At 71.3% G+C, this 12,925-nt stretch carries 10 protein-coding genes and 1 tRNA gene; 2 read left to right on the top strand and 9 right to left on the bottom strand.

Going from position 1 to position 12,925, the window contains the following annotated elements:
• Window positions 1–38: 38 nt before the first annotated feature.
• Complete coding sequence (locus WBN91_RS26970) at window positions 39–1,475, bottom strand: alpha,alpha-trehalose-phosphate synthase (UDP-forming) (protein WP_337727251.1); 1,437 nt, start codon at window positions 1,473–1,475, stop codon at window positions 39–41.
• A gap of 169 nt (window positions 1,476–1,644) precedes the next feature.
• Window positions 1,645–3,039 carry a threonine/serine ThrE exporter family protein gene (locus WBN91_RS26965; protein ID WP_337727250.1) on the bottom strand — a complete coding sequence of 465 codons (1,395 nt, stop codon included), beginning with the start codon at window positions 3,037–3,039 and terminating at the stop codon, window positions 1,645–1,647.
• 283 nt (window positions 3,040–3,322) lie between these two features.
• Between WBN91_RS26965 and WBN91_RS26960 the strand changes: the two genes are divergently transcribed.
• Window positions 3,323–3,398: transfer RNA gene (locus WBN91_RS26960), tRNA-Thr, on the top strand.
• Between the two features lie 45 nt (window positions 3,399–3,443).
• On the opposite strand, the gene WBN91_RS26955 is transcribed toward WBN91_RS26960, so the two are convergent.
• The 7 genes from WBN91_RS26955 to WBN91_RS26925 all read right to left on the bottom strand — a co-directional run bounded on the left by WBN91_RS26955 (window position 3,444) and on the right by WBN91_RS26925 (window position 9,680).
• Window positions 3,444–4,049 (bottom strand): pentapeptide repeat-containing protein, encoded by a 606-nt coding sequence (locus WBN91_RS26955; RefSeq protein ID WP_337727249.1) that lies wholly within the window; start codon window positions 4,047–4,049, stop codon window positions 3,444–3,446.
• Window positions 4,050–4,230: 181 nt separating this feature from the next.
• A complete protein-coding gene (locus tag WBN91_RS26950; RefSeq protein WP_337727248.1) occupies window positions 4,231–5,649 on the bottom strand; it encodes a sensor histidine kinase in 1,419 nt (472 codons plus the stop codon).
• Window positions 5,649–6,347, bottom strand: a complete 699-nt coding sequence (locus WBN91_RS26945; RefSeq protein WP_337727247.1) for a response regulator transcription factor — start codon at window positions 6,345–6,347, stop codon at window positions 5,649–5,651. The genes WBN91_RS26950 and WBN91_RS26945 overlap by 1 nt, the downstream gene beginning before the upstream one ends.
• A 154-nt stretch (window positions 6,348–6,501) precedes the next feature.
• Window positions 6,502–6,996 (bottom strand): hypothetical protein, encoded by a 495-nt coding sequence (locus WBN91_RS26940; protein WP_337727246.1) that lies wholly within the window; start codon window positions 6,994–6,996, stop codon window positions 6,502–6,504.
• Between the two features lie 74 nt (window positions 6,997–7,070).
• Window positions 7,071–7,778: a hypothetical protein gene (locus WBN91_RS26935; protein ID WP_337727245.1), complete on the bottom strand. Its 708-nt coding sequence runs from the start codon at window positions 7,776–7,778 to the stop codon at window positions 7,071–7,073.
• Between the two features lie 23 nt (window positions 7,779–7,801).
• Window positions 7,802–8,392 (bottom strand): TetR/AcrR family transcriptional regulator C-terminal domain-containing protein, encoded by a 591-nt coding sequence (locus WBN91_RS26930; RefSeq protein WP_337727244.1) that lies wholly within the window; start codon window positions 8,390–8,392, stop codon window positions 7,802–7,804.
• A gap of 232 nt (window positions 8,393–8,624) precedes the next feature.
• Window positions 8,625–9,680 (bottom strand): ADP-ribosylglycohydrolase family protein, encoded by a 1,056-nt coding sequence (locus WBN91_RS26925; RefSeq protein ID WP_337727243.1) that lies wholly within the window; start codon window positions 9,678–9,680, stop codon window positions 8,625–8,627.
• Between the two features lie 160 nt (window positions 9,681–9,840).
• Between WBN91_RS26925 and WBN91_RS26920 the strand changes: the two genes are divergently transcribed.
• A complete protein-coding gene (locus WBN91_RS26920; protein WP_337727242.1) occupies window positions 9,841–12,651 on the top strand; it encodes an AfsR/SARP family transcriptional regulator in 2,811 nt (936 codons plus the stop codon).
• Window positions 12,652–12,925 lie beyond the last annotated feature (274 nt).

Genomic DNA, 12,925 nt, shown 5'->3' with positions numbered 1-12,925 from the left:
TTGCACGCTCTGAACTGATTCAGATAGCCTGAACTGATTCAGATTGCGCTCTGCGTGCCCAAGGCGTCAAGGAACGAGCGGGCCCAACGGTCGACGTCGTGCGTGAGGACTTGGCGGCGCAGCGCGCGCATCCTACGGCGACCCTCCGCCGGATCGAGTGTCAGGGCGGCCTCCAGGGCGTTCTTGACGCCGTCGAGGTCGTGGGGGTTGACCAGGAAAGCGCTGGTCAGCTCGGCGGCGGCGCCCGCGAACTCGGACAGCACCAGCGCGCCGCCCAGGTCGTAGCGGCAGGCCACGTACTCCTTGCAAACCAGATTCATGCCGTCTCGGACGGGCGTGACCACCATGACGTCCGCAGCCGTCATAAATGCGGTCAACTCGCGCCGATCCACCGATTGGTGCAAGTAGTGGACGACGGTGTGGCCGACGCTGGAGAACTCGCCGTTGATCCGGCCGACCGCCTGCTCGATCTCGCTGCGCATCTGCCGGTAGTGCTCGACCCGCTCCCGGCTGGGGGTGGCGAGCTGGACCATCGTCACGTCCCGCGGGTCCACCCGGCCGTCTTCGAGCAGCTCGTGCAACGCGCGCAGCCGCACGTCGATGCCCTTGGTGTAGTCGAGCCGGTCCACGCCGAGCAGGATCTTCTTCGGCCGCCCCAGGTCCTCGCGGATCTGCCGGGCGTGCGCCTGGACCTCCTTGCTGCGTGCCAGGGCGTCCAGGCCGGCCGAGTCGATGGAGATGGGGAACGCGCCGACCCGGACCGTGCGGTCGCCGACCTGCACAACGCCCGGGCGGGTGCGCACGCCGACCGCGCCCCGGCTGGGCTCCAGGCCGACCAGGCGGCGGGCCAGCCACAGGAAGTTCTGCGCGCCGCCGGGCCGGTGGAAGCCGACCAGGTCCGCGCCGAGCAGCCCGCGGATGATCTCGGTGCGCCAGGGCAGCTGCATGAACAGCTCCACCGGCGGGAACGGGATGTGCAGGAAGAACCCGATCCGCAGGTCCGGCCGCAGCTCGCGCAGCATCGCCGGCACCAGCTGGAGCTGGTAGTCCTGCACCCACACGGTCGCGCCCTGCGCGGCCACCTTCGCCGTCACGTCCGCGAACCGCTGGTTGACCCGCACGTAGGCGTTCCACCAGCGCCGGTGGAACGCGGGCGGCGCGACGACGTCGTGGTAGAGCGGCCACAGCGTGCCGTTGGAGAAGCCCTCGTAGTAGTCGCGCACCTCGGCCGAGCTGAGCGCGACCGGGTGCAGCTGGAGGCCGTCCTCCTCGAACGCCTCGACCTCCGCGTCCGCGACGCCCGGCCACCCGACCCACGCGCCGCTGTGTGACCGCAGGAACGGTTCCAACGCGCTGACCAGACCGCCCGGGCTGTGCTTCCAGCGCTCGCTGCCGTCCGGCAGGCGCTCCAGGTCCACCGGCAATCGGTTGGCCACCACCAGGAAGTCCGCGCCGTGCTCGCCAATGCTGCTCACCTGGTAACGCCTCCTGTGTCGAACTGCCCCGGCTCGCGCTGCGGCATTTTCACGGTTTGTGCGCCCACCACAGAGGGTAGTGGGAACGCTCGTTCCGGAATGCCCCGCAGCGGCGGGCGTCACACGGTGTTCACGGAGGTAGGAGCAACGTCACCCCCAAGTGGAGGCCTCACTCGACCCTGCGCTTGGCCGGACGCAGTGGGCCGGACAACCGGGGCCCGGCCAACCTCCGCTCCAACCGGCTCAGCCCGCTGCGCACCGGCCGACCCAGGAACTCGCCCAGCACCACCCCGCTGGCCAGCGCCAACGCCGTGCCGGCGGCCAGCACGAGGGTCGACAGGCCGCCGCCGTCGCGCTCGATGGTCAGCTGGTAAAGACCGCGGTAGGTCGTCCAGCCCGGCAGCAGCGGCACCATGCCCGCCACGGCGACCACCAGCGGCGGGGTGCGCAACCGGCGGGAGATGACCGCGCCGCCGAACCCCACCACCGTGGCGGCCACCGCCGAACAGGTGATCACGTTCGTGCCGGTGAGCACGAGAAGGCCGTACGTGCCGGTGCCGACCGCGCCCGCCGCCGCCGCGATCGGCAGGGCGTTGAGGGGGGCGTAGGCGGCGAGCGCGAAGAACGCCGAGGTCGCCGCGCCGGCGAGGAACTGCACCGGCACGTCGGAGATCAACGGCGGCAGCGGGTCGGCCACGGAGGTCCGGACCCCGAACTGCACGGCGGCGCGCAGGGTGAGGGCGATGCCGGTGATCAGGCCGGCGGTGAGCAGCGCGATCTCCATCAGCCGGCCCGCGGCGGTGACGTTGTACCCGGTTATCGCGTCCTGCACCGCGCCGACCAGCGACAACCCGGACAGCAGCACCACGATCCCGGTCGCGACGAGCAGCGAGGGCCGCACCGCCGGCAACGCGTCCGTCGCGTACATGATCATGGCCGCCGCCGTGGCCAACGCCCCGCCCACGACCTGCTGGAAGAAGAACGGCAGCGCCCGCCGGTTGAGCAACCGACCGACCCGGTCGATCACGGCCGTGACCAGCGCGGCGGCCAACGCCAACAACGGCCCGCCCCCGACCAGGAACGCCACCGCGCCTGCCATGCCCGCCCAGGCCAGCGTGGCGACCCAGCGCGGGTAGGGGTGCGGCTGCTTGGTGATCTTGTCGAGCTCGGCGTAGGCCTCGGCGGGCTTGGTCTCGTTCTCGGTGATCCGGCGGATGAGGTTCTCCAGCGCCGCCAGCCGCGTGTAGTCCAGTCCTCGGCTGCGCACCACCCGCAACGCCGTGATCGGCGCGGCCTCCGTGCCCCGGTGGCAGGAGACGGTGATCGAGGTGAACGTCACGTCCACCTCGGTCCGCGGCAACCCGTACGCGTCGGCCACCGCCATGACCGTCGCCGTGGCGTCCGCCGCCCCCGCGCCGCTGGCCAGTTGGACCTCCCCGACCCGCAGGGCGAGGTCGAGCACGAGGTGCACGGTGGAGTCGTCGGGCAGCGCCGGCCCTTCGACGGGTTGCCACAGGTCAGGCATGGTCCGGGGGTCGCGGTACCGCTTGCGCCGCAGCCTCACGTGGGCGGTCCTCCTCGGGGATCACGGTTCAGCCACGCCCGACGGTGTCACATCCGCCGCTGTGTGATGCGCCACCCCCGTGCGGGGTCCCCGGAGCGGGTGAGCCGGTTACTGCGCGTTCAGCTCTGTTGATGCCGCTGGCCAGCGGTTTTACGGGTTCCTTGGGCCACTCGGACGGGCTGCCGACCTCCGGACGGACCAATCCCGGCACACCCTGAGCAGACCGTTCGCCGCAGGTAGCACCTGGTCGGGACGCTTACGATGTCCCCGGCGCATCCGCCGCGCCGGTGTAGCTCAATTGGCAGAGCACTCGCCTTGTAAGCGAAAGGTTAGGGGTTCAAGTCCCCTCACCGGCTCCACGAAGCCCCCTGGCCACGACGGTCAGGGGTGGCGTCGGGCGCGCGTCAGCGCCACCACGCCCCGACCGGGTTGCCCGACACGTCCGAGATGTCCGTGGTTCCGTCGTGCTTCGCGTCGATGACCGATGCGCCTTCGCGGAGTTCCGCGCCGTGCAACCGCGTGCCGGTCAGGTTCGCGCGGTTGAGGTCCGTGCGGTTCAGCAGCGCGTTTTCGAATTTGCCCCGGCTCAAGTTCACTCGGCGCAGGCATGTTGCGGAAAGGTCGATGCGGGATTTGCCGTCGTGGGCGCTATTGCGCTCGCCGAGAACTGTGAGTGCTGCTTGCACATCGGGTGCGACGGATTCCGGGCAGGTGGCGGGATGGGTCGGTCGCGGGGTCGTGCGGCGAATCCATTCCGAGAGGATGTCGATGATCGCGGGTTGACGAGCGGGCGCTTCGTGGGCCAGTTGGCCCAGTTCGTGGACGGCGCCCAGGCGGGTCTGGAGGCGATCCGGTGCCTGCTCGCCCAGGTGTTCCACTGCCCTCGCGAACCGTTGGGAATGCTGTTCTTGCTGGGCGAGCACGGTCTGCCGGTGTGCGGCTTCGGCCGACGTGGACTGGGGTTCGAGCATCCAGTACGTGACCAGCACACCCAGGAAGCCGGTGGCCACGGATGCCGCGGTCAGCCAACTCGATCGCCGCTCTTCCGGTGCTAGGCCTCCTACGGGTCTTCGCGCAGGCGTGCGGCGACGCAACGAGATGCGGGCCAATCGGCTTTTCACCCAGGCGAGATTATCCCCGATTGTGGTGGGTGTGCCATTGAACGCGCAGGTCGCTCGATTTTGACGTTTTTTACCGTTGGCGTGGAATGGTGATGGTGAACGTGGTGGAGCCCGGCCGGCTGTCCACAGTGACGGTTCCGCCGTGTGCGGCCACCAGGGAGTGCACGACCGCCAGGCCCAGGCCGCTGCCGCCGCTGCCCCGGGTTCGGGAGTCGTCCACGCGGTAGAAGCGGTCGAAGATCCTCGGTTGGTCCTCTGCCGGGATGCCCGGACCTGAGTCGCTGACCCTGATCACCGCGTACCGGCCCTCCGTCGCCACCTCCAGCGACACCGCCGTCCCGGCCGGGGTGTGGGTGGCCGCGTTGGTCAGCAGGTTGTCCACCACCTGGCGCAGGCGCATCGGGTCGAAGCGCAAGGGCAGGGACTCCGGCGCGGTCACGGTCAGGGGGTGGTCGGGGCGGGTGGCCTCGAAGGCGTCTGCCGACTCGCGGATGAGGGCGGCCAGGTCGTTGGGTTCCGCGCGGACCGGGGTTTCGGCTTCGGCGGAGTCCAGGCGGGCCAGGAGGAGGAGGTCGTCCAGGAGGACGCTCATCCGGGCGGCCTCCGAACGGAGTTTCTCCAGGTGGGCCTCGCGTTCCGCCGGGGCGTTGGCCGCCGCGTAGCGGAACAGGTCGGCGTAGCCGCGGATCGACGTCAGAGGGGTGCGCAGCTCGTGGGAAGCGTCCGCCACGAAACGGCGCAAGCGCTGTTCGGCGGCGGCGCGGGCGGCCAGGGAGGTGTCGATGTGGTCGAGCATGGTGTTGAAGGCCGTGCGCAGCTCCTCGACCTCCACACCGCCGTTGCCGCCCTCCGCGCGCACCGGCAGCCGGGACGAGTCGGTCAGGTCGTGGGACGTGATGTCGCGGGCCGTCTTGGCCATGTCGCTCAGCGGTTGCAGGCCCCGGCGCAGCACGGCGCGGCCGATCACCACCAGCGCGACCAGGGCGAGCAGGAACGTGGCCACCTCCACCAGCACCAGCTGCCGGACGGTTGTGGTGATGTCGTTCATCGGCGCGGCGCTGACCAGGACCTGGCCGTCGCCCAGGGGACAGCCGCGCAGGCGGTACGTCCCGTGACCCTTCAGGTACTCGGTGCGGAAGACGGCCTCGGACCCGGTGGTCGCCCGCGCCACCTCTGCCATTTCGGACGGGTCGGAGGGCAGCTCGGGGTTCGGCTGCACGGACGGCGGTTCCAGGGTCGCCGTGCCGTTCTCGACCCGGTAGACCGCCGCGAACCAGCCGTAGACGTTCTTGGTCAGCTTCCCGGTCCGGTTGATCTCCTTCTCCAGGTCCCGCTGCGACCGCCCGACCTGCTCGTCCAGCTTCTCCGCCAGGTAGGTCTCCATGCTGGTCGCCATGACCGTCCCGACCACCGCGAACACCACCAGCGCCAGTACGCCCAGCCCCAGCGCGAGCCGCGTGCCCAGGGCCAGCCTGCGGTAAGCGCCCATCAGTCGGAGGCCTTGCGCAGCGCGTACCCCACGCCGCGCACGGTGTGGATCAACGGCTCGTGACCCACGTCCAGCTTGCGCCGCAGGTGCGAGACGACCAGCTCGACCACGTTGGACCGGCCGCCGAAGTCGTACTCCCACACGTGGTCGAGGATCTGGGCCTTGGTCAGCACGGCCGGCGAGCGGCGCATCAGGTAGCGCAGCAGCTCGTACTCGGTCGGCGTGAGCGCCACGAGCTGTCCGCCCCGCCGCACCTCACGGGTGTCCTCGTCCAGCACGAGGTCCTCCACCTCCAGCACGGACCGCTTCCACTGCGGCCCGGTACTGCGCCGCAACACGGCCCGCAGCCGCGCCATCAACTCCTCCACGGAGAACGGCTTCACGAGGTAGTCGTCCCCGCCCCGGGTCAGCCCGGCGACGCGGTCCGCGGTGCCGTCCCGAGCGGTGAGGAACACGACCGGCACCATCGCCCCGGACGACCGCAGCCGGTCCAACACGGTGAACCCGTCGAGGTCGGGCAACATCAGGTCGAGCACGACGATGTCGGGGTGGAACTCGGCAGCGGTCGCCAACGCGGCCTCCCCACTCCCCGCAGTCGCCGCCCGCCACCCCTCGTACCGCGCGACCGTGGCCACCAGATCGGCGATGTGCGGCTCGTCGTCCACCACCAGCACTCGAACCGCATCGACCTTGTCCACCTGCACATGGTGCGTCACCCCCGCCCGACGAGCGAACGTCCGGGCAGATCGACAGCTTCTCGACAGGTCACCGACAGGTCCGGCACCGCCCCGGACGCGTCGGCCCCCTGGGGCAGGTACCCAGGGGGCCGACCAGAGGCCGCGAGAGCGCAGCTCAAGCGTTGCGGTGAGAGCCGCCCTTGGGCTGGACCTTCATCCCGAGTTTGCCGCTCACCGACCGCCCTCCTGCCAGCTTCCGAGCCGTGACGCTGGACCGACGGAGGGCGGCAGCAGCGCTCGGGCGCATCGACCGGCGACGCGGAGCCTCGACCGGCTTCTCCTCCACCACCTTCTCGATCCGCGCCAGCCGCCGGTCGATGCTGCGCACGACCTCGTCACGTCCGACGGTGCGCGTCCCCGTCACGACTTGCTCGACGATCTCGCGCACGAAGGCCGTGTACCGCTGACCACGAGCCTGGGCGAGCGACTTCAGCGCATCCACCACTTCGGTGGGCAGCCGCAGTGACGTGGTCTTCATGGGCCGGGGATCGACCCACTCGCCGTCCTCCATCTCGGAGGACGTGTCGTGGTCGTCGTAGTAGGCGGCGAGAGCTTCAAGCTTCTCGGCCGGCATGGGCAGTGCTTCGCTTCTCTTCTTCGTGCTGGTCATGATCGTCACCGTGCCTTCCTGTGGAAGGTCTTCTTCGAGTGGCAACCCCAGGTCGAGGGTTACGAGGTCGTTGCTCAGAGCGGGCGCGCCGGACGCTGGGCGATGCCGGCCGTGTGACGGGCGCGGGGGCTGGTGAACGTGGGTGGCGGGCCGGTCCACTCGCCCAAAGCGGTCAGGGTTCGGAACCGCATGGCTCCCAGGACCTCCCGGAACCGCAGTCCGTCGTCGGGCGGGAACAGTGCCGCCGCCTCCTCCAAGTGTCCCAAGTTGGCCAAGACGGCGGCCCGGTGCCCGGCCAGCTCCGTCTCGTCGACCCACCACGCCCAAGGCGGCGCGAGAGGATCGTCCGCCAGCACCTCCTCACCCCGAACGAGCGCCTCCCGGGCCGCTGAGGCCAGCCCCACTCGGGAGTACGTCCGAGCCTCGCGCAACGCGAACATGGCCCGCACCCGAGTCGACGGCGAGCGCGACCTGCCCAACCGGGCCAGAGCGAGGGACTCGGCGAACCGGCCGACCCGGGTCCGCTGCATCGCCATGTTCAGCAGCGTCAGCGCCTCGACCCCAGCGTCCCCCGCCCGCCGGGCCAACGACAGCGCCAGCACGTTGTGCGCGTGCGCCTCACCCTGGCGCTCCTCCTCGAACAAGATCCACCCCGCCACCTCGGCCAGTTCCGCCACAGCCGCGAGGTCGTCGCGCGGTGCCGCCCGGACAGCTCGCACGGCCAAGTCGCCCAGGTTCGCGGTGTCCGCCCGGCCGTCCAGGTCGATCAGCAGCGCGGTCACCGCCCGCACGCCCGCGGGCACGGCTAGCCGAACCGGGACAGGCGCAGGCCCGAGAGCAGGAGGCGCAGGCCGTGTTCGAAGCGGTCGTCGGCGTCCTGCGTGAGTTCTGTGATGGCGTGGGCGGCCAACGGGAAGCGGTCGGCGTTCGGGGGGATGAGTGCAGCGGACTGTTCTTCGACGGTGAAGCCCTGCACGTACGAGAAGACGGTGCCGATACCCCGAGCCGCGTCGCGGACCGAGAAACCGGCGTCGCACAAGGTGCGCAGGGCCAGTTCCAGCGGGCGGCCGGAGAGGTGTGTCAGGTACGCGCCGGACAGCACGCGGGCGCCGTCGCGGTGGGTGCGCATTGCGTCCCGTAGGCGGTGGGCGCAGTCGGCGGTCCAGTCCACCCATGACTCGCCGCGTCGCGGGGCCTCCACGTCGTCCAGGGCGTCGTGGAAGATCGCGGCGGCCATCCCGTCCAACAGTTCGGCTTTGTTCTTGACGTGCCAGTAGAGCGCGGGCGCCTGCACGTCGAGTTCGTCGGCCAGGCGGCGCAGGGTCAGTCCGTCCAGCCCGACGTCGTCGAGCAGCGCCAGTGCCGCGCGCACGATCGCGTCCCGTCCCAGTCCCACGCCGAACGATGGTGCCCTAGTCCTTCACAGCGTTAAGGAGGTGGGCCGGCGGTGACGGCCCGCACGCGCTCTGCTACGGTCCTCGGCACGGGTTTTCCCTTCTCCGCGCAGGTCAGCCGGGTTTCGCGCTCGGGGCGTGGCTCGGCGTCCGACCGCGTGGAGGGCCGGTCTCGGTCGCGCGCATTCGGGAGCACGCGGCCGAGATCGGTGGATCCGAACCGGCGCCGCAGCCTCACAGGTAGCGCGAGTGGTCGAAGTCGGCGCCCGTCACCGAGTGGCCCAGGTCCGTGCCCAGCCGGGTCAGCAGGTCCACCAGTTCCAAGCCCGCCAGCCAGTCGCGCGGCAGCGCCGCCGTCCCGTGCAGGGCGCCCAGGATGTTGCCGGTCAGCGCCGCCGTCGCGTCGCTGCCGCCCGAGTGGTTCGCCGCCGCCCGCAGCGCGTCCACGAACTCCGACCGCCGCGGGTACACCAGCACCGTGTGCACGGCGATCGCCAGCGCCTCCGGACCCGTCCACCCGCTGCCCAGCCGGTCCACGCGCACCGACTCGAAGCCCTGCGCCAAGTGCTCGTCGGCGAACAGCACGGCCCGGTTCAGCGTGTTCGCCGTGTACGGGTCGTCGCGCAGCACCCGGCCGATGACCTGGTCCACCGCCTCCCGCAACGGCCGCGCCTTCACCGCCAGCAGGTGGATCAGCAGCGCGAACGCCCCACCGGCCACCCAGCCGCCCGTGCCGCCGTGGGTCAGCGCCGCGAACCGGCAGCCCAGGTCGTAGGCGATCTCCGCGGTCGGCGCGAAGCCCGCCGGCGCGGTGCGGGTGACCCCGTTGCACCCGGAGGACTCGTTGTGCGGCTCCTCCGGCGTCGGCGGCCGGTCGGCGGCCAGCGCGCGCAGGCACGTCAGGCCCGGTGACCGGCTCGAGTACAGCCGCTCGTCGCCCACCAGCCCGGTCGCGCCCGACTCCGGCGCGGCGACCTGCTGGGTGGTCAGCCAGCGCCGGTAGCTCTGCCACACGACCTCGACCGGCTCCCACTCGCCGGTGGTGTGCCCGCGCACCCACGCCCGCAGGTAGCCGTCGGCGGTGAACAGCGTGAGCTGGGTGTCGTCGGTGACCAGAGCGGGACGCGGCGGTTCCAGAACACCCTCGGGGCCGTGGTCTCGTTGGATATCGGTCCACCCCAGGTACTGGACGGGCGCGCCCAGCGCATCACCCAGGGCGCCGCCCAGCAGGCAGGCGGCGCCACGGTCGACCACGCTCATCGGCTCGCGCGGCAACTCGTCCTCCTGCACCTGCGTCGTCCGGGGCCAAAACCCTAGCCGCCGCGGGGTCGTCCGGTCATGGGAGCGGCGACTAGTTGAGCAAACAACATCTACCCACAGGTATCCAACACGCCGCCCGGCGCACCTGATGTGAGTGACTGGGCAGTAGCCGAGAAGGCGGGGGAGGGGCATGGCTGACCGGAGCAGAAGCGGGCTGGAGTTCGGTGTCCTCGGACCCTTGCAGGTGCTCGCTGACGGCCGACAGCTCGTCATCGGTCGCAAGGGCATGCGGGGGCTGCTCGCGATGCTGGTGCTGGAGGCCAACCGGGTCGTCCCCATCGACGAGATCGTGGACTGCCTGTGGCTGGACGAGCCGCCCGCCACCGCCCGGACCATCGTGCACGGGTACGTGTCCCGGCTGCGGCGCATGCTGGAGCAGGCCGACCCGGCCGGCTCCGCGCGCATCCTGACCACGCCGCCGGGCTACCAGCTGGCGGTGGACCCGTGGCGGCTGGACTTCCACCGGGCGCGGCGGCTGGTCGCCGGCGCCCGCGGCAAACCCGCCGCGATCCGGGCGCAGCTGCTGCGCGAGTCGCTGGGGCTGTGGCGGGGCCAGGTGCTCGCCGACGTGCCGGGCGAGCCGATCACCACCGACCTCGACGAGCTTCGGCTTGCCGCACTGGAAGAGCGCATCGAGGCCGAGCTGGAACTGGGCCGGCACCTGGAGCTGGTCGGCGAGCTGCGGCAGCTGGTGGGGGAGTTCCCGTTCCGCGAGCGGTTCGTCGGGCAGATCATGCGGGCCCTCTACCGGTCCGGGCAGCGGGCCGACGCGCTGGAGGCCTACCAGCGCTTCCACCGCCGGGTCGTGGACGAGCTGGGCATCGACCCCGGCCCCGAGCTGCGGGTGCTGCACGAGCAGGTGCTGCGGGACGACCCGGCGCTGCGGGTGGGCGGGCTCGCCGAACCGGTGACCCTGCCGCCCCGGCCCGGCGTGGTGGTGCCCGCGCAGCTGCCCGCGGCGGCGAGCGGGTTCATCGGGCGTGACGAGGAACTGGCGTGGCTGGACCGGCTGTGCGACGGCCGGGACCCGTCCGCCACCACCATCGCCGTGGTCAACGGCGCGCCCGGCATCGGCAAGAGCGAGCTGGCCGTGACGTGGGGGCACCGGCGGGCCGAGCAGTTCCCGGACGGGCTGCTGTTCGCCGCGTTGAACGGGTTCGCGCCGGACCGGGAGCCGGTCGAGCCGGCCGAGGTGCTGGGGCGGTTCCTGCTGGCGCTGGGCGTGCCCGCGGACGGCGTGCCGCGCGACCTGGACGACCGGGTCGGGCTGTACCGGTCCGTGTTGGCCAAGCGGCGGGTGCTGGTGGTGCTGGACGACGCGTGGGACCCGGAGCAGGTGCGGCTGCTGCTGCCGCCCGGCGCGGGCTCGGTGGCCCTGGTGACGTCCCGGCGGCGGCTGGAGTCGCTCGTGGTGTCCAACGGGGCCCGGATGCTCACGCTGGACACGCTGTCCGAGGACGAGTCGGTGCGCCTGGTCGACGAGGTGGTCGGCAAACCGTTGTCCGAGCAGGAACCCGTGGCCGTGCGGATGCTCGCCGAGCTGTGCGGCAACCTGCCGCTGGCCCTGCGGATCGCCGCCGCCAAGCTCGTGTTCAGTCCGGAGTGGACGGTCGAGTCTCTGGTGGCGCAGCTCTCCGACGACGACGCGCGGCTGCGCGCGCTGGACCTGGGCGACACCGGGGTGGGCGTGGCCCGGGCACTGGCGGTGTCCTACCGCAACCTGCCGCCCGAGCTGGCGGAGACGTTCCGCGCCGCGGGCCTGGTCCCCGGCCGCTGGGTCAGCCCCCACGCCATCGCCGCCCTCTGCCGCACGGACCTGGGCACCGCGGCGGCCCGATTAGCCGATCTCGCGGACGCCCACCTGCTGGTCGAGCAGTGGCGCGGCGGCTTCGTCCTGCACGACCTGGTCCGCCTCTACGCAAGGGAAGTCCTGGGCGACCAGGACGCCGCCAGGCGCACAGCGGCCCTGCGCCGCCTCATGGACCACTACCTGGCCGCCTGCGACCACGCACGGCGCCTGATCAGACCCTCCGGTGACGGCCTGGACCTGGCCGCCGCCGACCCGACCGCGCCTCGCCCGGCCACCACCGCGCAAGCGCTGTCCTGGTACGACAAGGAGTGGCCCAACCTCATCGCCCTCGTCCACGCCGGCGCCGAAGCCGGCCTGCACCAACAGGTCTGGCAGTTGGTCCGATTGGTACACACGTACTGCGTGGCCCGCGTGGCCAGCCGGGACTGGAACGGCATAGCCGGCTTCGGCCTGGCCGCGGCCAGGGTGAGCGGCGACCGACGAGGCGAAATGCTGGTCCTGCACGCCATGTACAAGGTCAACTGCCGAACGGGCGCAACCCGGGGCACCCTCCCCGAAGCCGAACGCGCCCACCACATAGCCCGGAACCTGGGCGAGTCGAAGTACCTGGTCATGACCCTGGACCAGCTGGCCAGCGCCCTGGCCGCCGAAGACCGCCTGGAGGAGGCGCTGGCGCACTACCGGGAGGCCGTGGAACTGGCCAGACGCGACGGCGACGCCCTCGGCGAAGCAACCGTCCTGAACAACCTGGCCCAGTTGGAACAACGCCTGGGCCAGCTGGAAACGGCCGCACAGCACCAGTTCCAGGCGATGGAGGTCCACCACCGCAACGGCGACGAACGCGCGTACGTGCTGGCGGTGAACAACCTGGCCGAGATGTACACCGAACTGGGCCTGCTGGCGGAGGCCGAGGACCACGCCCGACAGGGCGTGGAGTTGGCCAGGGGCGGCTCCATGCAGTTCGAGGAGGCCTTCGGCCGCCAGGTCCTGGGCATGGTCCTGGCCACCCAGGGCGAACGCGTTGCCGCCCAAGCGGAACTGGCCGAGTCCCTCCGCCTGTTCGAACGCCTGGGCTCCACCCGAGCGATGTTGGTCCGAACGGCCCTTGAAGCCTTGACCACTGAGGTTTAGCCGATGTTTAGCTCACCAATGGGAAGTCGTGGGAACTTGGAGGCGCGCGCTGATCAACGCAGAAGCGGATGAGCGCGCACGGGTGGCTCTTGGAGGGGGATGCCAGGGGGGAAGCCACCCGAACCGCTGACCGGGCCGGCATTCGGGGGAGAGTGCCGGCCCGGTCAGTCCGTCTCACCGCACCGCACCGCACCGGTGCTTTTCACGAAGCTGCCGCACGGCACACCTCTGCCTGGGCTTCTTGCTTGTGTCATCCCCGTATGGCCTGCCCGAA

This window comes from Saccharothrix sp. CCNWYY140, assembly GCF_037401995.1.
In the GTDB taxonomy this organism is placed as follows: Bacteria; Actinomycetota; Actinomycetes; order Mycobacteriales; family Pseudonocardiaceae; genus Actinosynnema.
The sequence above is the reverse complement of the archived record's forward strand: the minus strand, read 5'-3'. Positions and strand labels throughout refer to the sequence as shown.

Bases quoted from the DNA above. Each gene is read 5' to 3' on its own strand.
- WBN91_RS26920 (WP_337727242.1), top strand. From the start codon at position 9,841: ATGGCTGACCGGAGCAGAAGCGGGCTGGAGTTCGGTGTCCTCGGACCC.
- WBN91_RS26940 (WP_337727246.1), bottom strand. From the start codon at position 6,996: ATGACCAGCACGAAGAAGAGAAGCGAAGCACTGCCCATGCCGGCCGAG.
- WBN91_RS26950 (WP_337727248.1), bottom strand. From the start codon at position 5,649: ATGGGCGCTTACCGCAGGCTGGCCCTGGGCACGCGGCTCGCGCTGGGG.